Source organism: Pseudomonas sp. 3296 (assembly GCF_031456615.1).
In the GTDB taxonomy this organism is placed as follows: Bacteria; Pseudomonadota; Gammaproteobacteria; order Pseudomonadales; family Pseudomonadaceae; genus Aquipseudomonas; species Aquipseudomonas mucoides.
Window position 1 is genome coordinate 496,166 of record NZ_JAVDUY010000005.1, and the last position, 20,448, is coordinate 516,613.

The window sequence follows — 20,448 nt, forward strand, 5'->3', positions numbered from 1 at the left end:
GTTACACCTTCAGAGGCGCCCTTGGGCGCGCGCGATTAACAGCAACTGCTTGAATCTTTATCAGTGCACATCTTTCCAGTATTCGCGCTTGAGCAGATAAGCGAACACGAAGAAGAACGCCAGGTACAGCAAGACGTAAGTACCAATGCGCTGATGTTGCAACTTAACCGGGTTAGCCGAGTAAGCCAGGAAGGTTACCAGATTCTTGACCTTCTCATCGAACTGCTCTTCGGTCAGGGCACCCGTTTTCGGCACGATGGTCATTTGATCACAAGCTTCATGCGTCAAAGGCGTACCGGTCAGCGGGTCAAACTGCTTCTTGCCGTCTTCGACGATCTGAACCTGCTTGCAACCGATGATCTGACGACCTTGCAGGCCCGCCAGGACGTTAGGCATACCGACGTTCGGGAAAACCTTGTTGTTCACGCCCCATGGACGCGACGGATCTTCGTAAAACGACTTCAGGTAGCCATAGAGCCAGTCAGTACCGCGAACACGAGCCACCAGCGTCAGATCAGGCGGAGCCGCGCCGAACCAGGCCTTGGCGTCTGCCGGCTGCATGCCGATGCTCATGTGATCGCCAATCTTGGCACCGGTGAATACCAGGTTCGAAAGCATCAGCTCATGGGGAATGCCCAGGTCATCCGCAACGCGCTCGTAGCGCTGGAACTTGGCGCTGTGGCAGCCCATGCAATAGTTGGCAAAGGTACGTGCACCATCTTGCATGGCAGCCTTGTCGGAAACGTCGATGTCGACCTTTTCCAGCTCGGGACCACCATGTTCAGCCGCGAACGACAGGACAGGCAAAGCAGCAAAAATCAGCGCAAAAAATAACTTTTTCATCAGCCAGTCACCCTTTCCGGAACCGGTTTGGTCTTCTCGAGCCTGGTGTAGAACGGCATCAGAATGAAGTAGGCGAAGTACAGGAAGGTACAGACCTGCGACAGCAACGTCCGCTCAGGAGTCGGGGCCAACACGCCCAGCACGCCAAGGATCACGAACGAAATGCAGAACACCCACAGCCAGATCCTGCTCAGCCAGCCTTTGTAGCGCATCGACTTGACGGGGCTACGGTCCAGCCACGGCAGGACAAACAGCATGGCGATCGACGCACCCATGGCAATAACGCCCATGAGTTTGTCCGGAATGGCCCGCAAAATCGCGTAGAACGGAGTGAAGTACCAGACCGGAGCGATGTGCTCTGGCGTCTTGAAGGCGTTCGCCACTTCGAAGTTCGGTTTCTCGAGGAAGTAACCACCCATTTCCGGGAAGAAGAACACGATCGAGCAGAAGATGAACAGGAACACCACCACGCCGACGATATCTTTCACGGTGTAGTACGGGTGGAAGGCAATGCCGTCCAGCGGTACGCCGTTTTCGTCCTTGTGTTTCTTGATGTCGACGCCGTCCGGGTTGTTCGAACCGACTTCGTGCAACGCCAGAACGTGCAGCACCACCAGACCGAGGATCACGATCGGCAACGCAACAACGTGCAGGGCGAAGAAGCGGTTCAGGGTAATCCCGGAAATCAGGTAGTCACCACGGATCCACTGGGTCAGGTCGTTACCGATGACCGGTATCGCACCGAACAGAGAGATGATCACCTGGGCACCCCAGTAGGACATCTGACCCCACGGCAGCAGGTAACCCATGAAGGCTTCAGCCATCAGCGCCAGGTAGATCAGCATGCCGAAGACCCACACCAGCTCACGCGGCTTCTGGTACGAACCGTAGAGCAGGCCACGGAACATGTGCAGATAAACCACGATGAAGAACGCCGAAGCGCCGGTAGAGTGCAGCAGACGCAGGATCGAGCCGTACTCGACGTCGCGCATGATGTATTCGACGGAAGCAAACGCCTCTTCTGCCGACGGGGTGTAGCTCATGGTCAGCCAGACACCGGTAACGATCTGATTGACCAGAACGAGCAGTGCGAGGGAACCAAAGAAATAGAAGAAGTTGAAGTTCTTCGGGGCGTAGTACTTGCTGAGATGGTCTTCCCACATTTTGGTTGCGGGAAAGCGCGCATCAACCCAATCCATGAACTTGCTCATCACGCTTTCTCCGTATCGACGCCGATGACAATGATGTCGTCGGTCTCATAGGAATGCGGGGGAACTGGCAGGTTCAAAGGCGCAGGTTGCGACTTGTAGACGCGGCCAGCCAGATCGTAGTGGGAACCGTGGCACGGGCAGAAATAACCGCCTACCCAGTCCTTGCCCAGATCAGCAGGTGCCACTTCGGGACGGAAGGTCGGCGAGCAACCCAGGTGTGTGCAAATACCGATCAGCAGCAGAACTTCTGGCTTGATCGAACGCGTTTCCGGGTCGACATAAGTCGGTTGTGTCGAGTTCTTGGAGGTTGGGTCAGACAACTGGCCCTCGATCTTTTTCAGATTCCCCAGGATTTCCGTAGTACGGCGGACAATGAACACCGGCTGGCCGCGCCACTCAGCAATCATCTGCTGGCCTGGCTCGATTTTGCTGACATTCACTTTCACCGGTGCACCTGCGGCTTTCGCCTTGGCACTGGGAAACCATGACCCCACGAACGGGACCGCAGCCCCCACCGCTCCTGCAGCACCCACCACGGATGTGGCTGCTACCAAGAAGCGACGCCGGCCTGCATTCACGCCGTCATTGCTCATTCAGTCCTCTCCCATCAGCTTTTGTGGCCTGTTAAATCAGGCATCTACTAAGTAAATCTATGTACTTATAAAAATTTTGCCGAATGGTAATGAAAAGCCCCAATTCTGACAAGGTAATTACCCAAGGGCTCCACTGCCAAGCCTTGCAGTATAGGGGCTCTACGGCTGTGGCAAGTTGTCACAGCGCAATTCTTTGATAAATCGCGCGCATAAAAAAACGCCCAGCTCCGCGAGGAGGCTGGGCGTTCTTTTTTGAACGTGAAAGCGAATTAACGCTTCGAGTACTGCGGACGCTTACGCGCTTTACGCAGACCGACTTTCTTACGTTCAACTTCACGAGCATCGCGAGTAACGAAGCCAGCTTTGCGCAGAGCGCCACGCAGGGTTTCGTCGTACTGCATCAGTGCGCGAGTGATACCGTGGCGGATTGCGCCAGCTTGACCACTTACACCACCGCCGATCACGGTGACGTAGATGTCGAACTTCTCGACAGTCTCAGTCAATTCCAACGGCTGACGAACTACCATGCGGGCAGTTTCGCGGCCGAAGAAATTATCCAGCGAACGGTTGTTGATGGAGATGTTACCAGTACCCGGACGCAGGAAAACGCGTGCGGTTGCGGTCTTGCGACGGCCAGTGCCGTAATTTTGAGTCGCCGACATAATGAACTATTCCGTTAAAACTTCAGTTCTTGGGGCTGCTGAGCAGTATGAGGGTGTACAGCGCCCGCATAGACTTTCAGCTTACGATACATGTCGCGACCCAGCGGGTTCTTAGGCAGCATGCCTTTGACCGCGGTCTCGATCACGCGCTCAGGGGCTTTAGCGATCAGCTTTTCGAAGTTGATCGACTTGATGCCGCCCGGGAAACCGGAGTGGGAGTAGTAGATTTTGTCGGTGGTTTTAGCACCGGTTACACGAATCTGCTCGGCGTTGATAACGACGATGTAATCGCCGGTGTCAACGTGAGGAGTGTACTCAGCTTTATGCTTGCCACGCAGACGGCTCGCGATTTCGGTGGCCAGACGACCCAGGGTCTGACCTGCAGCGTCGACGACAAACCAGTCGCGCTGTACTGTTTCCGGTTTAGCAGTAAAAGTTTTCATTCTTTATAGCCTCAGGGGCCGCCCTGTAAATTAGACGGCGGATCTTACTGAATAGTGCGTACTTTGACAAGTCAAAGGCAGCCGGATACAGACGCTTTCGGGGGCTCGGGTCGGCGCGTCCGTTCAACGGCAAGATTCTTCGGCGGCGGCGCATCACTTCCACTGCAGAAAGAGGTGCGCAATTATGCAGATTGCGAAAAATAATTCAACCTGCTTTTATGATTGTTTTGCCCAAGGAGTACCCGATGGACTATCGCCAGCTAGGCAGAACCAATCTGAATGTGAGCGCCATCTGCCTCGGAACCATGACCTGGGGCGAGCAAAACAGCGAGGCTGAAGCCTTCGCGCAGATTGAACGGGCCAAAGGTGCCGGGATCAATTTCATCGACACCGCCGAGATGTACCCGGTGCCGCCCAAGGCCGAAACCTACGCCACCACCGAGCGCTACATCGGCAATTACTTCAAAAGTCGCGGCGATCGCGCCGACTGGATCCTCGCCAGCAAGATCGCCGGCCCGGGCAACACCATCGACTACATCCGCGACAAAAACCTGCGCCATAACCGCCAGCACATCACCGAAGCCGTGGACGCGAGCCTGAAACGCCTGCAAACCGACTACATCGACCTCTATCAACTGCACTGGCCGGAACGCAGCACCAATTTTTTCGGACAGCTGGGCTACAAGCACAAGAGCGAAGCCAATCTCACGCCGCTGGAAGACACTCTTGAAGCCCTGGACGAGCAGGTCAAGGCCGGCAAGATCCGCCACATCGGCCTGTCCAATGAAACACCATGGGGCACCATGCGCTTCCTCGCCCTGGCCGAAGCCCGTGGCTGGCCGCGCGCCGTGTCGATCCAGAACCCGTACAACCTGCTCAACCGCAGCTTCGAAGTCGGCCTGGCAGAAATTGCCATTCGCGAACAATGCGGCTTGCTCGCTTATTCGCCGCTGGCGTTCGGTTTCCTGTCGGGCAAGTACGAAGGTGGTGCTCGCCCACCAAAAGGCCGCCTGAGCCTCTACAGTCGCTTCAGCCGCTATTTCAACCCACAATCGGAAGCAGCATGCAGCCGTTACGTGGCACTGGCCCGTGAACACGGCCTGGACCCGGCGCAGATGGCATTGGCATTCGTGACCCAGCAACCGTTCGTCACCAGCAACATCATTGGTGCGACGACGATGGAGCAACTGGAGAGCAACATCGCCAGCTTCGACTTGAAACTGTCGGATGAAGTGCTGGAGGGGATTGAGGCGATTCACAAGGATCACCCGAACCCTGCGCCTTGATTGATCTTTAGATCCATTCGCGAGCAGGCTCCCACAGGGGAACACCGTCACCTGTGGGAGCCTGCTCGCGCAAGCGATCTGACAGTCACCGCCGCATCAAAGCGACCGCGCAATAATCTCCTTCATGATTTCATTGGTCCCCGCATAAATCCGCTGCACGCGCGCATCCGCCCACGCCCGGGCAATCGGGTATTCCCACATAAAGCCGTAGCCGCCATGTAACTGCACGCACTCGTCGAGCACCTTGCATTGCAGGTCCGTCCCCCAATACTTGGCCATCGCCGCCGTCGGCACGTCCAGCTTGCCTTGCAGGTGCAAATCCAGACAGCGATCGACGAAGACCCGGCCAATCTGAATCTCAGTGGCCATCTCCGCCAGCTTGAAGCGCGTGTTCTGGAAATCGGCAATCGCCTTGCCGAACGCCTTGCGTTCGCGGGTGTAGTCCAGCGTCCATTGCAACGCAGCCTCGGCCGACGCAAGCCCGCCGATGGCCACGGTGAGGCGTTCTTGCGGCAATTCCTGCATCAGGTAAGCGAAGCCCATCCCGGCCTGCCCCAACAGGTTTTCCTTGGGCACCCGAACGTCCTGGAAGAATAATTCCGACGTGTCCTGCGCCTTCATCCCGACCTTTTCCAGACGCTTGCCCTTGTCGAAACCGGGGGTGCCGGCCTCGACCAGAAACAGGCTGGTGCCCTTGGCGCCAGCCTTCGGATCGGTCTTGGCCACGACAATCACCAGGTCCGCCAGAAAGCCGTTGGTGATGAAGGTTTTCGAACCGTTGATGACGTACTCGTCGCCATCCAGCACCGCCGTGGTCTTCACCCCTTGCAGGTCAGAACCGGCCCCCGGCTCGGTCATGGCGATCGCCGTGACCATTTCGCCGGACACCAGTTTCGGCAGGTACTTGTGCTTCAGCGACTCACTGCCGTAATGCAGGATGTAAGGCGCCACAATGTCCGAATGCAGGGAGAAACCGATCCCGGTCAGCCCCAGGCGCCCGACCTCCTCGATCACCACCGCGCTGTACAAAAAGTCCGCGCCCAACCCGCCGTATTCTTCCGGCAGATGCGAACACAACATCCCCGCCTCCCCGGCCTTGTTCCAGAGTTTTCGGTCGATATAGCCTTGTTTTTCCCACTGCGCATGGAACGGAACGGCCTCTTTTTCAAGGAACGTACGCACGCTGTCGCGGAAAAGTTCGTGCTCGGAACTGAACAAGGTTCTGGGGATCATGCGGCACCTGTCGTTATTGTTAGAGGAATGGCCCTTCAGAGACTAAGCCTCACCTCCGACACAGGACACTGGACACATCAGACAAAAAATAAGACGATCCAGCCGTTTGATGACCACTTTCCCTTATAAAAATAAAGTTGAATTATGTCTAAGCACGTCTCCACGCCCCTGCGGCGCGTCAGCATCCTGGCGATCGACCGGGTTTTCGCTTCCACCCTCCTGCAAGCCAAAGATTTCTTCCATCTGGCCAGCCTGCGCTATGGAAAACAGCTGGGCCAGGGCCTGACACCGGCGTTTGAAACCCGGCTGGTCAGCCCCGACGGCAAGCCAGTGAACAGCTTCAGCGACGTGATCATCCCGGTAGACGGCGGCCTGGAAAACGCCGACATCATCATCCTCCCCGCCTTCTGGGACGACTTCGAGACGCTCTGCAAACGTTATCCTCAGGTCTTTCCGTGGCTGCGCGAGCAACATGCACGCGGTGCGGTGTTGTGCGGCGAAGCGACAGGGGTGTTCTGGCTGGCCGAGGCCGGCCTGCTCAATGGCAAGGAAGCGACCACGTACTGGCGCTTCTTCAACGCGTTCGCCGAGCGCTACCCTCAGGTTCAACTCAATCAGGACAAACACCTGACCGACGCCGACAACCTGTATTGTGCCGGCGGTACCACGTCAGCCTGCGATCTCTACATCTACCTGATCGAGCGCTTCTGCGGCGCCAACGTATCGCAGGCCGTGGCGCGGGATATCCTCTACGAAGTCCAGCGCAGCTATTCCCCGGGACGGATCGGTTTTGGCGGCCAGAAATTGCACCAGGACGTGATCATCCTGCAGATCCAGCACTGGCTCGAAGAGCACTTCGCCGACAAATTCCGCTTCGAAGACGTCGCCCGCGAACACGGCATGAGCATCCGCAACTTCATGCGCCGCTTCCAGACCGCGACCGGCGACAAGCCGTTGCACTACCTGCAACGCCTGCGCATCGAAACCGCCAAGGGCTTGCTGTCCGGCAGCCGCAAGAGCATCAAGACCATCAGCTATGAAGTTGGATACGACGATGCAAGCTTCTTTGCGCGGCTGTTCCGCCAGCACACGGAACTGTCGCCGAACCAGTATCGGCAGCAGTTTCAGCAGGCGGCGTAATACTCAAATCCAACACCTATCCACGCTCGCTCCCACAGGGTCCGCGCTGGATTCAAGGTCTGCTCAAGGCATAAAAAAGGGCCTGCAAATGCAGGCCCTTTTTTTGTGTCCGAATCGTCCTACGGCTTGTGTGCCCGGGACAGGAATTCGTGCGACTGCATTTCCAGCAGGCGGCTGAGCGTGCGCTGAAACTCGAAGTTAAGGCGACCGCCGGTGTAGAGGTCTTTGAGCTCGACTTCGGCTGAAATGATCAGCTTGACGTTACGGTCATAGAACTCGTCGACCATGTTGATAAAGCGACGGGCGATGTCATCCGTGGTGACGCTCATCTGCTCGACACCGCTGAGCAGCACGGCGTGGAAGATCTTGCCCAGTTCGATGTAATCGTTCTGGCTGCGTGGGCCGTCGCACAGCTCGCGGAAGTCGAACCAGGCCACGTCATCACACGTACGTACCGCGCGGATGGCGCGATTCTCGATCATCAGCACGTCATTTTCGACCGCCGCCGTGCATTCCGGCGTCAGCGCGCGGAAGCTCTTGCGCAGGCTTTCCTGGGCGGCTTCGTCCAGCGGAAAGTGGAACAGTTCCGCTTGCTCAAGATGACGCAGACGGTAATCGACGCCGCTGTCGACGTTGACGATGTCGGTGTTCTGCTTGATCAGCGCGATGGCCGGCAGGAAGCGCGCGCGTTGCAGGCCATCCTTGTACAGGCCGTCCGGCACGATGTTCGAGGTCGCGACCAGGGTCACGCCGTTCTTGAACAGCTCTTCCATCAGCGTGCCGAGAATCATGGCGTCGGTGATATCGGAGACGAAAAACTCATCGAAGCAGATCACGCGCGACTCATCGGAGAAACGCTTGGCGATGATGGTCAGCGGGTTTTTCTCGCCGCCGAGGGTCTTCATCTCTTCGTGCACGCGCTTCATGAAGCGGTGGAAGTGAGTCCGGGTCTTTTCCTTGAACGGCAGCGCTTCGAAGAAGGTGTCGACCAGGTAAGTCTTGCCGCGACCCACGCCGCCCCAGAAGTACAAGCCCTTGACCGGCGCCTGCTCTTTCTTGCCAAACAGTTTGCCGAACAGGCCCGGCTTGCTCTGCGAGGCCGCGACCAGATCGTCGTACAGGCGCTGCAAATGGCGCACAGCAGTTTCCTGCGCGGCGTCATGAAAGAATTCCGGGCGTTTCAGATCAGCTTGATATCGTTCTAGGGGCGTCATAATTCGTTAGCAAGGCAACAAAAACGGGCCGTCACTGTAGCGACGGCCCGGAGGAATGGCAATCGGCCCTTGGTCGGGTCGAGCCGCTGATTTATTCCTGAACCGGCGTCAACGCAACGCGCAGGGCGTCGATGGCGACGTCACGCGTGGCGCTGTCGGCGAATGCCGGGCTGTCTGCCACACACTCGCCTTCCAGCCAGACACTGAAGCTCAGGTCTTCGCTGCGCACGTCCAGAGGCTGGCCCGCTTGCAGTTGCTTGGTCACTTGCCCGGCGGTTTTGCCGTCGGCAAAGTTGCGCGACAACAGCAGTTGCTCGCCATCTGCCGCCAACAGACGGAAGCGGAAACTGCCGTCGTCTTCACGGAAGCTGACAAAACGTGCTGCTTTCGCGGCTTTTTTCTTGGTAGTGGCCGCGACTTGAGTCTGCGCCACGAAAGAACGCAGGCCAACCGCTTCACGCAGTTCGTGAAGGAACGGGGTCGCCACGGCACGGGCCTTTTTGGCGCCGACTTGCAGCATGTCTTCCAGGTCCGCCGGGCGTTCGATCAACTGGTGATAACGCTCGCGGGACTCGCCTAGTTCGCTGTCCAGCAACTGGAACAGACGATTCTTCGCCTCGCCCCAGCCCAGGCCCTGCAACAGTTCGCTGCGGAACTCGTCGGACTGCACCGGGGTGGCAAATGCCTGGAACAGTGTGAACAGGTGTGAATTGTCCGGGTCTTTGGCTTCGCCCGGCGCGCGCGAATCGGTGACGATCCGCGAAATCGCGTCCTTCATCTCTTTGGCGCTGCTGAACAACGGGATGGTGTTGTCGTAGCTCTTCGACATCTTGCGACCGTCGAGGCCAGGCAGCGTGGCAACACTTTCTTCAATCAGCGCTTCAGGCATGGTGAAGAATTCTTTGCCCTGACCGAACAAATGGTTGAAGCGCTGACCGATGTCGCGGGCCATTTCCACGTGCTGGATCTGATCGCGACCGACCGGCACTTTGTGCGCGTTGAACATCAGGATGTCCGCGGCCATCAGCACCGGATAGCTGTACAAGCCCATGGTAATGCCGGCATCCGGGTCTTCGCCGGTCTCGACGTTCTTGTCCACCGAAGCCTTGTAGGCGTGGGCGCGGTTGAGCAGGCCCTTGGCGGCGACGCAGGTCAGCAGCCAGGTCAGCTCGGGGATTTCCGGGATGTCGGACTGGCGATAGAACGTCACGCGGTCCACATCCAGGCCACCGGCCAGCCAGGTCGCGGCGATTTCCAGACGCGAGCGCTGGATGCGCAGCGGGTCATCGCATTTGATCAGGGCGTGGTAGTCGGCCAGGAAGTAGAACGAATCGGCATTGCTGTCACGGCTGGCGACGATCGCCGGGCGGATGGCGCCGGCGTAGTTGCCCAGGTGTGGCGTGCCGGTGGTGGTGATGCCGGTGAGGATACGGGTACGAGTCGTCATGGGTAATCGCTTGTCAGACTGCAATCAATTCGAAAGACGCGGCAGGATCAGATCCTTGAGATCGGTCAGCTTGCCATGAAAAAAGTGTCCGCATTCTGCCACTTTCAGCAGCTCATGGGGACGCTCGAGTTTTTCGGACCAGTCGTAGACGACTTGCGGGTCGATCACTTCGTCGGTTTCCGGCTGGATCAGGGTCAATTCGCCGTGTTGCGGCAGTTGATCCTGATCGCCCAGGCGCATGACAGCAGGCGCGACCATGAACACATGTTTCAGCTGTTCGCCCTTGGCTTCCAGGCGTCCGCCGAGACTGGCGGCAACAAAACCGCCGAAGGAGAAACCGAACAGGGTCAGTGGCAAATCTGGATGTTTGGCCCGCAGCCATTCGGCCACCGCCTCGGCATCGTCGACTTCACCGGTGCCCATGTCGTGGGTGCCTTCGCTGGCACCGACGCCACGGTAGTTGAACCGCAAGGTAATCAAACCGGCATCACGCGCGGTGCGCTGCAGGGTCGACACCACTTTGTTGAGCATGGTGCCGCCCTGCACCGGGTTCGGATGGCAGATCAGCGCAATGCCGCGTGGCTGCTCATTATCGAGGTAAAGGGCTTCCAGTTGACCCACCGGGCCATCAATCACTACAGGGGTTTCGCGCATAAGCAAGGAAGGAACTCCGTGACCTCGAATCGGGTCGACTCGTCTAGCAATTTGTCTGTGCCAATCTATTGCGAGTGAATCGCGGTATACAGCGCAGGTTCGAGCCGTTAACGTAAAGCAAAGCCGTTTATAGAGGAAGGACTCGTGGAACACTCGCTCTTAGTTTGGTTGTTACCGACTCTTGCCCTGGTTGTGGGTGTCGCCATTGGATTCCTGATCGCTCGCCTGGTGCCAAATGCCGCGCCGAGCAGCACGCAACGTCAGCTGGACGACATTCAGGAACGCTTCGACAGTTATCAAAATGAGGTGGTAACCCACTTCAACAGCACGGCCACCCTGGTCAAGAAGCTGACTCAGAGCTATCAGGAAGTGCAGGATCACCTCGCCGAGGGCGCCAACCGCCTGGCCTTGGACGAGCAAACTCGCCAGCGCCTGCTGGCCTCCTTGCACGCCGATGCGGCAACGGCCCCGCGTGAACGCCTGACGCCGCCGCGCAACCAGGAGCCGCCTCGCGATTACGCACCAAAATCCCCGAACGCGCCGGGCATGCTTGATGAGCATTACGGCCTGAAGAAGTAATCAGGATTCGCGCAGCACAAAAAGCCCTCGGACGAGTGATTGTCCGGGGGCTTTTTTGTTGCTGATGTTTGGGTTGTCAGCACTGGCCTCATCGTCGGAACAATTCACACAAAAAAGCCCGCCCGGTCTGTTGAGGATCGGGCGGGCTCTTTTTTTACGCCTGGGGTTCAGTCAGGTTGGTAAAGGTAAAACGGTTATTGCTGAGGATACTGCTGACCCGGAATCGCTTTCAAGTTGACTTCAACGCGACGGTTCTGTGCCCGACCATTGGCATCACCGTTGCTGGCAATCGGGTTATCCGGGCCGGCACCGCGAGCCGAGAGGTTGGCACCGCTCACGCCCTGCGACGTCAGGTAAGTCGCCACGCTCTGTGCACGACGCTGGGACAGGTCCATGTTGTGCTGACGCGCACCGGTGCTGTCGGTGTAGCCGACGATCTCGATCTGGTTCTGGTTGAACTCCTTGAGCGAGCCCGCCAGGTTGTTCAACGGCTGATAGAAGCTTGGGGCGATGTTCGCCGAATCGGTGGCGAACGTGATGTTACCCGGCATGATCAGCTTGATCTGATCGCCCTGGCGCTGCACTTCAACCCCGGTGTTGGCCATGCTGGCGCGCAGCTTTTTCTCTTGCTGGTCGGCGTAGTAACCGTAACCGGCGGCGGAAGCGCCCACCACCGCAGCTCCGATCAGCGCGCCCTTGCCACGGTTATCGTGGTTGATCGCGGCACCGGCCAAGGCACCCGCCAAGGCACCGAGACCGCCGTATTTAGCGGTTTTGCTCATACCTTCGGAGCCAGTATCAGCCTGCCCCTGAGGCTGGCCATTGTAAGGGTTGGGCGAAGCACAGCCCGACAGCAAGGCCACTGCGGTAGCGACAATAATCAAAGGACGCATGGTGAACATTAAGAGCTCCTATTTTTTGCATTCTGTGGTGCAACGGACTTAAGCATTGGACCTTTGCGGGCGTTGGATCGTCGCGCCGGTCAAAAATTCCCTGTATTACAAATCAGGCCCGCACGAACGGGTTCTCGCGCATTTCCTCGCCCAGGCGCGTGTCCGGACCATGCCCGGTGACCACGGTCGCTTCTTCGTCGAGGGTATACAGCCGCTGCTTGATCGACCGCACGATGGTCGCCTGATCGCCGCCCCACAAATCCGTGCGCCCTACCCCGCGCCGAAACAGCGTATCACCGGCAATCAGCAGCTTAGCCTCTGAAAACCAGAAGCTCATGGAACCTGGCGTATGCCCCGGCGTATGGATCGCCACACCGCAACCGCAAGCCAGTTCTTCGTCATCGGCCAGCCAGCGATCCGGCGACGGAACCGACGCATAAGGCACTCCGAACATCTGGCACTGCATTTCCAGGTTGTCCCAGAGAAACTGATCTTCTTTGTGCAGGTGCAAGGTCGCGCCGGTTTTCTCCTTGAGCTGACCGGAGGCCAGGAAGTGATCCAGGTGCGCGTGGGTATGGATAATGCTGACCACCTTCAAGCCCAAGGCATCGAGGCGCGCCAGAATCATTTCATGATTGCCGCCCGGGTCGACCACGATCGCTTTTTTGCTGATCGGGTCGCCGATGATTGTGCAGTTGCACTGCAACGGGCCGACGGGGAAGGTTTCGCGGATAAGGGCGGGGTTTGAAACGGTCATGGGAAATCGATGGCCTGTATTGGACAGAAGGCATTGAACATGGCTTCAGGATTCTACGCCACTCGCCGATACAGTTCTCCAGACCAATTACTTGACGTCAGCAAAAGAAAAGTAGTGGCCATATGATGTCAACCATACCGATTCTAGTGCAGAATTGTATTTTTGTAGCGGCCGCATTCAGGAAGGGCCGCAGCGCACTCAGGAAATCAACATGCCTACGCCGTCGACTTACTCGTTTACTTTTGCGTCAACGCTGACTGGTGTCAAAGCCATCGACAGCCTCATTTCGGGCGCTTACTGGCTCGGGGAAAACTGGAGCCCTCTTGGCCCAACCAACCTCAGCTACAGCTTCATGGCACCCAATACTTCGTACTTTGTCACCAATTACAGTCCTGACAATGAGTACAAGGCGCTGTATGCGCTGACGACGGCTCAGCAGACCGCGATTACCAGCGCATTGAGCATGTGGAGTTCGGTCGCCAATATCAATTTCACGCTGACCAGTGACACCATCAGCAATGTCGGCGACTTGCGATTTGGCGGTTACCAGTTGATGGATAACCAGACCGCGGCCTGGGCCTATTTTCCGACCAATGCCCCCAGCGGCGGTGACGTATGGATCGGCCCGCAAACGAATGATCCAAATCCCTTCAAAGGCACCTACGACTACATGACGTTTGGGCATGAGATCGGCCATGCACTGGGGCTCAAGCATCCGTTCGACGTGAGCTCGACCAATACCACGCTGCTCGATACCGCGCTGGACGATGTTCACTTCACGGTGATGAGTTACAACAACTCGTACTCTTATCTGCCTACGACCCCGATGCCACTCGACATTCTGGCGATCCAAAGCCTGTATGGCGCCAACAACCTTTGGCAAACCGGGGATAACGTTTACACATGGGCCGCGGATCAGTCGATTTTCGAGACGATCTGGGATGCCGGCGGCAACGATACGATTGATGGCAGCAACCAGTTGTCCGCCGTGTCCATCAACCTGAACGAGGGCACCTACAGCCAGATCGGCAAAGCGTTCGTTGATTATACAAACATGACGGCGGTCAATGACGGGCTGGCGATCGCATTCGGCGCCAAGATCGAAAATGCCATTGGCTCTGTTTATAACGACAGACTGACCGGGAATGCACTGAACAACGTTCTGGATGGCCGTGGTGGCGCGGACATCATGGACGGTGGTGCCGGCAATGACACCTATCTGGTCGATAACGCCGGCGACACTGTCATCGAACAAAACGCTTCGCCCAGCGAAATCGACACGGTGCTCTCCTGGACCCACTACACCCTGAGCGCCAACGTCGAAAATCTTACGCTGCTGGGCGCTGACAGCATCAGCGCTGCCGGCAACGAATTGAACAACACGCTAATCGGCAATGCCGGCAACAACGTGCTGGACGGTAGGGGCGGCGCCGACACCATGGATGGCGGCGCGGGCAACGACACCTACCTTGTCGACAACTATGGCGACAAAGTCATAGAGAGTGGTACATCGCTGACTGAAATCGATACTGTCCTCTCCTGGGTCGACTATTCCCTGGATGCCAACGTCGAGAACCTGACATTGCTGGGCGCAGGCAATATCAGTGTTGCCGGCAACGAATTGAACAACACGCTGATCGGCAATGCCGGCAACAACGTACTGGACGGCACGGGCGGCGCTGACACCATGGACGGCGGCGCGGGCAACGACACCTACCTGGTCGACAACTACGGCGACACCGTCATCGAGCGCGGCACTTCGCTGACCGAAATCGATACCGTGCTCTCCTGGGTCAACTATTCCCTGGGCGCCAACGTCGAGAACCTGACATTGCTGGGCGCAGAAAGCATCAGCGTTGCCGGCAACGAACTGAGCAACACGCTGATCGGCAATATCGGTAACAACATACTGGACGGCAGGGGCGGCGCCGACATCATGGACGGTGGTGCGGGCAACGACATTTACCTGGTCGACAATATCGGCGATACCGTCATCGAGCACAGCACTTCACTCAGCGAAATCGACACAGTGCTTGCCTCGATCAGCTATTCTCTGAGCGCCAACATCGAAAACCTGACACTGCTGGGCGCAGAAAGCATCAGTGGCGTCGGCAATGAACTGAACAACACGCTGACCGGCAATGCCGGCAACAACGTGCTGGATGGCATGGGCGGCGTTGACATCATGGATGGCGGAGCCGGTAACGACATGTACCTGGTGGATAACATCGGCGATACCGTCATCGAGCACGGCACTTCACCCGCCGAAATCGACACCGTATTCTCCTGGATCAACTATTCCCTGGGCGCCAACGTCGAAAACCTCACGTTGCTGGGCGCCAACAACACCAGCGGCATCGGCAACGAACTGCGCAACACGCTGACTGGCAATGCTGGCAATAACGTGCTGGACGGCAAGAGCGGTGCAGACATCATGGACGGTGGTGCCGGCAACGACATGTACCTGGTGGACAATATCGGTGACACCGTCATTGAGCATGGCACCTCGCTGACCGAAATCGACACCGTGTTCTCCTGGGTCAATTACTCCCTGGGGGCCAACGTCGAGAACCTGACGATGCTGGGTGCCAAGAACATCAATGGCGCCGGGAATGAGCTGAACAACACGTTGATCGGTAACGCCGGAAACAACACCCTGAGCGGCGGGGCCGGGGCCGACACCCTCACCGGGGGTGCGGGTATAGACACGTTTGTGTTCCGCGCCGTCAATGAAATGGGGATTAGCGCCAATCGTGACGTCATCACCGACTTCAACAGCCTGCAGGGCGACAAGATCGACCTGACCGGCTTCGACGCCAACCTTCCGAATGCCGGGTTCGACAAAGGTTTCACCTTCATTGGTACTGCCGACTTCACCGGTGCCGGACAAGTACGCTTCGTTGACCATGTGCTTTCTGGCAATGTCAGCGGTGGTACGGGAACGGACTTCGAGATCCAGTTGGTCGGTGTGAACACCTTCAGCGCCAACGATATGGTGGCCTGACGGGTTCACCGCCAGAACCACTTGCGGCCTCTAAATCAGGCCGCAAGAAAAAAAAAACGCCCCGACCGCTCGGGGCGTTTTACGTTGTGCGCTGTGGTGAGCGTCGATCCGTGTGCTAAACCAGCAAGCCCATCTCTTTCGCCCGCGCCACTGCCTGCGTACGCCGCTCAACCCCAAGCTTGCTGTTGATATGGCTGGCGTGGGTCTTGACCGTGTGCAGCGAGATGAACAGTTGATCGCTGATTTGCTGGTTCGAACAACCTTCGGCAATCAGGCGCAGTACCGCCAGTTCACGGGCGCTGAGCTGTTCTGCCGTCGCACATGACTCCACGACCGGGCGAACGGCCACGCTCGGTAAATGCTCGGCAAGGTTTTGTGAAAAAGCGGTCTGGGAACAGAGTTGCAATTGCCCGCGCAGCCACTCCGAATGTCCTGCGAGCAATCCGTCGAAGGGTTGCAATACACCGCCAGCCGCTGCTTCCAGCGCCTGGGTCAGCGCCTTGCGGGCCTCGGGCTCCCGTCCGCCGGTCAGCAACAAGGTCACTTTTTGTGTCAGCGCCATTGCACAAAGCAATTGCCGTCCGGTTTGCTGCCCATGTTCAAGCAACGCATTCAACCGCCCTTCGGCGAGCATCGGTTGCCCTTGAATGACTTCCAGCAAGGCCTGCTGTAACTCGATATGCAGCGGCAGCTGTGGATGAAACTCCGGCGGCGCGGCCGCGTGTTCGCCGTTGTAGGTCTGACCCAGACGCGCCAGCCAGGCTTCGGCCAGGTCGGTGCGTCCCTGGGCCAGCCAGAGCTCGCATTTGACCAGGGTGATCATCGCCAGGTAGTAAATCGGTGGCACGTCCCAGATGTGCATCAACCGCTCGGCTTCGGCCAGTTCGGCGAAGGCTTTGGCGAACTCGCCGCTGTTGCCCTCAAGCCGCGCGATCACGCAATGGCCGAGCAATACGCTGATATCGCGACAGGCCCTTGCTTCACTCAAACCGGTTTGCAAGCGTGCCCGCGCGACTTGTGGTTGCAGGTGCATGGCCAGCAGGAAACCTTCATACAGGGTCAGCCGTGCGCGTACGGCATAAAGCCGTTGCGCAGACAGCCCTTGCAAGCGTTGCAGGCCCTGACGGACTTCTTGCAGCGAACGCAGGATTTCCCCACGCGCCTGCAACACACGGGCGCGGTCGTAATGGGCCAGTGCTTCAAACAATGGATTGCCGACACGCTGCGCCAATTCCAGCGACTCACGGTTCAAATTGCGCGCACGCCACAAATCGCCGTCGGCGATGGCCAGGTTGGACAGGGTCGAGAGGCACATCAAGCGTTGCCCGTAGCGTTTGGCCGGCAGGCTCTGCAGCGCTTCAGTGCAATAAAGAAGCGTCAGATCACGGTTGCCGCGCCCGCGAGCGATGATGCCGCTCAGCGCCAGCCACTGCGCCAGCATCGACTTCTGCGCCGTGGCCGAAGGGGCCGGCAGGAAGCGGCTCAAATGGGCAGCCAGTTCCTCGGCGGCATCCAACTGACAGGCCAGCCCCAACGCCCAGCTATAAAGCACGATCAATCGGGGGGTGCTGATCAGCAGGCTGTCGGGCAGGTCCATTTTCCAGCGCAGCAGCATGCCGACGTTCTGCTCGGCGAGCAGTTGTTCTTCAGAGAGGTTTTGCACCAGGTTCGCCGCAACGTCCAGATGCCCGGCACGCAACGCTTGCTCCACCGCTTCGTCGAGCAGCCCCTGCGCATTGAACCAGCGACATGCGCGCAAATGCAGGCTGGCCGGGGGCACTATCGTCTGCGCGGTGGGTCGGGTGCGCAGCAGGTCGGAAAACAGATGGTGATAGCGGTACCAGTGGCCGTGCTCGTCCAGTGGCACCAGGAACACTTGATGTGCCTGGAGGAAACGCAGGATTTCGGCACTGTCATGAGCTTCGCGAACCGCGTCGCAGAGCTCGCTGCAAAAACGTTCCTGGGGGGCTGTGTCGTAAAGGAACTGCTGCACTTCGGCCGGCAGGCAATCGATGACTTCTTCGAGCAGGTAATCGCGAATCAGCCCTTCCCCGCCGTTCAGCGACTGCGGCAACGCACCTTCAGTGCCCGCCTCGGAGGCAGCCAGCAACCAGAATCGCAGCCCCGCAACCCAGCCTTCACTGCGTTGAATCAGGCTTTCCAGCGCCTCGCCGCGTAATGAACTGCTGTGGCGATCAAGCAACGTGAGGGCTTCATCGTGGGTCAGTCGAAGGTCCTGTTCATGCAGTTCGAGCAGTTGGCGCGACAGCCGCAAACGGGCCAGGTGCCAGTCCGGGCGCTGTCGACTGGTGACCATGACCAGTAAGCCATCCGGCAAATGATTGAGGAAAAATTGCAGGCAACGATCGAGCACCGGGCCTTGCGCAAGATGGTAATCATCGAGCACCAGCAGTAAAGGCGTACTTGGCGACAGATGAATGGCCAGCTCGTCCAGCAAACCGTCCAGCCATTCTTCAAAAGCGAACGGCTGATGGCGCTGGCGCATTTTCAGCAGCCCCAACGCCTGGCTGCCCAGCGTCGGAAAGTAATCCTGGAGCCCTTCGAGCAACCGCTCAAGGAAACGCCCCGGGTCGCTGTCTCGCGGACTCAACCCCAGCCACAGGCTTTGCCAGGACGGTGGCAACCCCTGACAGAACTCTACCGCCAAGGAACTCTTGCCAAACCCGGCGGGTGCGCTGACCAGCAACAGCCTGCCACCGAGGCCAGCACTCAGGCGCTCGCACAGACGAGGCCGCAGCACATGGCCGTTGGGCAGCGGAGGCCTGAAAAAGCGCCCGTCCAATGCGGCGACGGAAACGCTTGCGGGGCCCGGGGGTGGGGACAGATCAGTCATGGCCGGCTCTTGTTTGAATTGCGGATGGCGGCGTTGCAGATGTCCGCAGACTAGCGGTAAACGGATAGGGAATGAAGGTTATTGCTACAAATGGCTACAAAAAGTCCGTAGGAGCATGGCTTGCCCGCGATTGGGTTGACGCGGTGTATCGGCAATCATGCAGTGATGAGACGGACGCCATCGCGAGCAAGCTCGGCTCATACAAAAAAAACGCCCCGAACCAGTCGGGGCGTTTTCGAGGATGCGGCCTCTGTTCAGTACAGGTTAACGAACCCCGTCCTGACGCAGTGCTGCTGGTGTGAAGTCACTGGTGGTAGCGGTGAAGCCGAAGTCATACGCTTGCTTCTCTTCGTTCTTCATACCCAGCGCCAGGTAACGGCCCGATTGCAGGTCGTACAGGGTTTCCAGGGTGTACCACGGCACTTGCACGTTGTAGTACTGCTGGGAGTGAGCTTCCGCCACACGCCACAGTTGGTTACGACCGTCGTAGTGATCGATCACGGCGGCTTGCCAGGTGTCTTCGTCAATGTAGAAGTCACGTTTGGCATAGATGTGACGCTGGCCTTCCTTCAAGGTTGCAACCACATGCCAGACCCGGCGCAACTCGTAACGCGTCAGGTCCTGGTTGATGTGACCGGCCTTGATGATGTCGGTGTACTTGAGGTTCGGCGAGTCGAGCTTGTAGCTGTCGGAGGCAATGTACATCTCTTTCTTGCCTTCGAGCTTCCAGTCGTAGCGATCCGGTGCACCGTTGAACATGTCCAGGTTATCGGAGGTACGCAGGCCATCCGCCGCAGTACCCGGCCCGTCATAGGACACTTGTGGTGCACGACGCACACGACGCTGACCGGCGTTGTAGACCCACGCCGAACGCGGTTCCTTCACTTGGTCGAGGGTTTCGTGCACCAGCAGCACACCACCGGCCAGACGTGCCGGCGCGGTCACTTTCTGCTTGAAGTAGAACAGGATGTTGCCCGGGTTTTTCGGGTCGTAGTCCTTCATCTTGTCGCGGAACACGAACTGGTCCTGGAAGTACACCAGGCTGAACGAGCCGTTCGGCTGTGGCGTGGCCTGGGTCACCAGACGGGTCACGCTGCCGCCGCGATAGCGGGTGATGTGGTTCCAGATGACTTCAACGCCGCTTTTCGGAATCGGGAACGGTACGGCAGTTTCGAAGTTTTCCAGGCCGTTGCCGCCGGACACGAGGGTAGTCGTGGTGGCGTTCTTCTTGATGGCGGCGAACACGTCATCCGGCACGGTGGAACCGCGATGGGACGGGTAAACCGGCATCTTGAAGGTTTCCGGGTAGCGCTTGAACATCGCGTACTGGCCCGGGGCAAGTTTCTCTTTGTATTGGTCGACGTTCTGCGCAGTGATGGTGAACAGCGGCTTTTCACTGGCGAACGGGTCGGACAGGAAACCCTTGCTGTCGACAGTGCCGGCGTTTTTCGGCATGGGCTTCCAGGCCGGAATCGAACCGTCGGCGTTGCCCGCCATCTCGGCACCCATCGGCGTCAGGCTCTTGCCCAGTTTGTCGGCTTCGGCCGCAGGGACCGCCGCCATCACGCTGGTCGCCAACAGCGAAAACCCCAAGACACCGGCGTGGAACAGACTCTTTGTTATTTTCATATGTGT

General features: G+C 58.2%; 17 protein-coding genes. 4 read left to right on the forward strand and 13 right to left on the reverse strand.

All coding sequences use genetic code 11. The features are described 5' to 3' along the window. Window positions 1–60 precede the first annotated feature (60 nt). The 5 genes from J2X66_RS16280 to rplM all read right to left on the reverse strand — a co-directional run bounded on the left by J2X66_RS16280 (window position 61) and on the right by rplM (window position 3,752). Window positions 61–843, reverse strand: coding sequence for a cytochrome c1 (locus J2X66_RS16280; RefSeq protein WP_027922677.1), 783 nt, complete (start codon window positions 841–843; stop codon window positions 61–63). Next, the gene (locus tag J2X66_RS16285; RefSeq protein ID WP_027922676.1) at window positions 843–2,054 is read right to left on the reverse strand and encodes a cytochrome bc complex cytochrome b subunit; all 1,212 of its coding nucleotides are present in this window, start codon (window positions 2,052–2,054) and stop codon (window positions 843–845) included. Before J2X66_RS16285 ends, J2X66_RS16280 begins: the two co-directional genes overlap by 1 nt. Beyond that, on the reverse strand, window positions 2,054–2,647 hold the full coding sequence (gene petA, locus J2X66_RS16290) for a ubiquinol-cytochrome c reductase iron-sulfur subunit (protein ID WP_027922675.1): 594 nt from the start codon (window positions 2,645–2,647) through the stop codon (window positions 2,054–2,056). Before petA ends, J2X66_RS16285 begins: the two co-directional genes overlap by 1 nt. Window positions 2,648–2,916: 269 nt before the next feature. Further along, window positions 2,917–3,309, reverse strand: coding sequence for a 30S ribosomal protein S9 (gene rpsI, locus J2X66_RS16295; protein ID WP_002555064.1), 393 nt, complete (start codon window positions 3,307–3,309; stop codon window positions 2,917–2,919). Between the two features lie 14 nt (window positions 3,310–3,323). Further along, the gene (rplM, locus tag J2X66_RS16300; RefSeq protein WP_007905295.1) at window positions 3,324–3,752 is read right to left on the reverse strand and encodes a 50S ribosomal protein L13; all 429 of its coding nucleotides are present in this window, start codon (window positions 3,750–3,752) and stop codon (window positions 3,324–3,326) included. Between the two features lie 245 nt (window positions 3,753–3,997). Between rplM and J2X66_RS16305 the strand changes: the two genes are divergently transcribed. Next, entirely contained in the window at window positions 3,998–5,038 is a 1,041-nt protein-coding gene (locus tag J2X66_RS16305; RefSeq protein WP_310266048.1) for an NADP(H)-dependent aldo-keto reductase, read from the forward strand. 96 nt (window positions 5,039–5,134) lie between these two features. Here J2X66_RS16305 and J2X66_RS16310 read toward each other — a convergent pair whose 3' ends face one another. Next, window positions 5,135–6,271 (reverse strand): acyl-CoA dehydrogenase family protein, encoded by a 1,137-nt coding sequence (locus J2X66_RS16310; RefSeq protein ID WP_310266050.1) that lies wholly within the window; start codon window positions 6,269–6,271, stop codon window positions 5,135–5,137. A gap of 243 nt (window positions 6,272–6,514) precedes the next feature. Between J2X66_RS16310 and J2X66_RS16315 the strand changes: the two genes are divergently transcribed. Beyond that, window positions 6,515–7,411 carry a GlxA family transcriptional regulator gene (locus tag J2X66_RS16315; RefSeq protein WP_172825971.1) on the forward strand — a complete coding sequence of 299 codons (897 nt, stop codon included), beginning with the start codon at window positions 6,515–6,517 and terminating at the stop codon, window positions 7,409–7,411. Window positions 7,412–7,530: 119 nt separating this feature from the next. Here the strand turns inward: J2X66_RS16315 and zapE are convergent, their stop codons facing one another. The 3 genes from zapE to J2X66_RS16330 form a co-directional block, all read right to left on the reverse strand. Next, a complete protein-coding gene (zapE, locus tag J2X66_RS16320) occupies window positions 7,531–8,625 on the reverse strand; it encodes a cell division protein ZapE (RefSeq protein WP_027922671.1) in 1,095 nt (364 codons plus the stop codon). Window positions 8,626–8,716: 91 nt separating this feature from the next. Continuing rightward, window positions 8,717–10,072: a tryptophan--tRNA ligase gene (locus J2X66_RS16325; protein WP_310266052.1), complete on the reverse strand. Its 1,356-nt coding sequence runs from the start codon at window positions 10,070–10,072 to the stop codon at window positions 8,717–8,719. 24 nt (window positions 10,073–10,096) lie between these two features. Further along, window positions 10,097–10,726 carry an alpha/beta fold hydrolase gene (locus J2X66_RS16330; RefSeq protein WP_310266055.1) on the reverse strand — a complete coding sequence of 210 codons (630 nt, stop codon included), beginning with the start codon at window positions 10,724–10,726 and terminating at the stop codon, window positions 10,097–10,099. 144 nt (window positions 10,727–10,870) lie between these two features. Between J2X66_RS16330 and J2X66_RS16335 the strand changes: the two genes are divergently transcribed. Further along, the gene (locus J2X66_RS16335) at window positions 10,871–11,305 is read left to right on the forward strand and encodes a ZapG family protein (RefSeq protein WP_310266058.1); all 435 of its coding nucleotides are present in this window, start codon (window positions 10,871–10,873) and stop codon (window positions 11,303–11,305) included. Between the two features lie 194 nt (window positions 11,306–11,499). Here the strand turns inward: J2X66_RS16335 and J2X66_RS16340 are convergent, their stop codons facing one another. Both J2X66_RS16340 and J2X66_RS16345 read right to left on the reverse strand, forming a co-directional pair. Further along, on the reverse strand, window positions 11,500–12,207 hold the full coding sequence (locus J2X66_RS16340) for an OmpA family protein (RefSeq protein ID WP_123435091.1): 708 nt from the start codon (window positions 12,205–12,207) through the stop codon (window positions 11,500–11,502). Window positions 12,208–12,310: 103 nt separating this feature from the next. After that, window positions 12,311–12,955, reverse strand: coding sequence for an MBL fold metallo-hydrolase (locus J2X66_RS16345; RefSeq protein ID WP_310266061.1), 645 nt, complete (start codon window positions 12,953–12,955; stop codon window positions 12,311–12,313). 211 nt (window positions 12,956–13,166) lie between these two features. Here J2X66_RS16345 and J2X66_RS16350 point away from each other — a divergent pair, with 211 nt between their 5' ends. After that, complete coding sequence (locus J2X66_RS16350; protein ID WP_310266063.1) at window positions 13,167–15,959, forward strand: M10 family metallopeptidase C-terminal domain-containing protein; 2,793 nt, start codon at window positions 13,167–13,169, stop codon at window positions 15,957–15,959. A gap of 115 nt (window positions 15,960–16,074) precedes the next feature. Here J2X66_RS16350 and J2X66_RS16355 read toward each other — a convergent pair whose 3' ends face one another. Both J2X66_RS16355 and J2X66_RS16360 read right to left on the reverse strand, forming a co-directional pair. Continuing rightward, entirely contained in the window at window positions 16,075–18,813 is a 2,739-nt protein-coding gene (locus J2X66_RS16355) for a LuxR C-terminal-related transcriptional regulator (RefSeq protein WP_310266065.1), read from the reverse strand. A 264-nt stretch (window positions 18,814–19,077) separates the two neighbouring features. Next, window positions 19,078–20,442 (reverse strand): DUF1329 domain-containing protein, encoded by a 1,365-nt coding sequence (locus J2X66_RS16360; protein ID WP_310266067.1) that lies wholly within the window; start codon window positions 20,440–20,442, stop codon window positions 19,078–19,080. Window positions 20,443–20,448 lie beyond the last annotated feature (6 nt).

Excerpts from the sequence above, each read along its gene's own strand:
- J2X66_RS16325 (WP_310266052.1), bottom strand. The coding sequence starts at position 10,072 with ATGACGACTCGTACCCGTATCCTCACCGGCATCACCACCACCGGCACG.
- J2X66_RS16345 (WP_310266061.1), bottom strand. The coding sequence starts at position 12,955 with ATGACCGTTTCAAACCCCGCCCTTATCCGCGAAACCTTCCCCGTCGGC.
- J2X66_RS16305 (WP_310266048.1), top strand. The coding sequence starts at position 3,998 with ATGGACTATCGCCAGCTAGGCAGAACCAATCTGAATGTGAGCGCCATC.
- zapE (WP_027922671.1), bottom strand. The coding sequence starts at position 8,625 with ATGACGCCCCTAGAACGATATCAAGCTGATCTGAAACGCCCGGAATTC.
- rplM (WP_007905295.1), bottom strand. The coding sequence starts at position 3,752 with ATGAAAACTTTTACTGCTAAACCGGAAACAGTACAGCGCGACTGGTTT.
- J2X66_RS16280 (WP_027922677.1), bottom strand. The coding sequence starts at position 843 with ATGAAAAAGTTATTTTTTGCGCTGATTTTTGCTGCTTTGCCTGTCCTG.
- J2X66_RS16310 (WP_310266050.1), bottom strand. The coding sequence starts at position 6,271 with ATGATCCCCAGAACCTTGTTCAGTTCCGAGCACGAACTTTTCCGCGAC.
- J2X66_RS16285 (WP_027922676.1), bottom strand. The coding sequence starts at position 2,054 with ATGAGCAAGTTCATGGATTGGGTTGATGCGCGCTTTCCCGCAACCAAA.
- petA (WP_027922675.1), bottom strand. The coding sequence starts at position 2,647 with ATGAGCAATGACGGCGTGAATGCAGGCCGGCGTCGCTTCTTGGTAGCA.
- J2X66_RS16350 (WP_310266063.1), top strand. The coding sequence starts at position 13,167 with ATGCCTACGCCGTCGACTTACTCGTTTACTTTTGCGTCAACGCTGACT.
- J2X66_RS16360 (WP_310266067.1), bottom strand. The coding sequence starts at position 20,442 with ATGAAAATAACAAAGAGTCTGTTCCACGCCGGTGTCTTGGGGTTTTCG.
- J2X66_RS16355 (WP_310266065.1), bottom strand. The coding sequence starts at position 18,813 with ATGACTGATCTGTCCCCACCCCCGGGCCCCGCAAGCGTTTCCGTCGCC.
- J2X66_RS16330 (WP_310266055.1), bottom strand. The coding sequence starts at position 10,726 with ATGCGCGAAACCCCTGTAGTGATTGATGGCCCGGTGGGTCAACTGGAA.
- rpsI (WP_002555064.1), bottom strand. The coding sequence starts at position 3,309 with ATGTCGGCGACTCAAAATTACGGCACTGGCCGTCGCAAGACCGCAACC.
- J2X66_RS16340 (WP_123435091.1), bottom strand. The coding sequence starts at position 12,207 with ATGTTCACCATGCGTCCTTTGATTATTGTCGCTACCGCAGTGGCCTTG.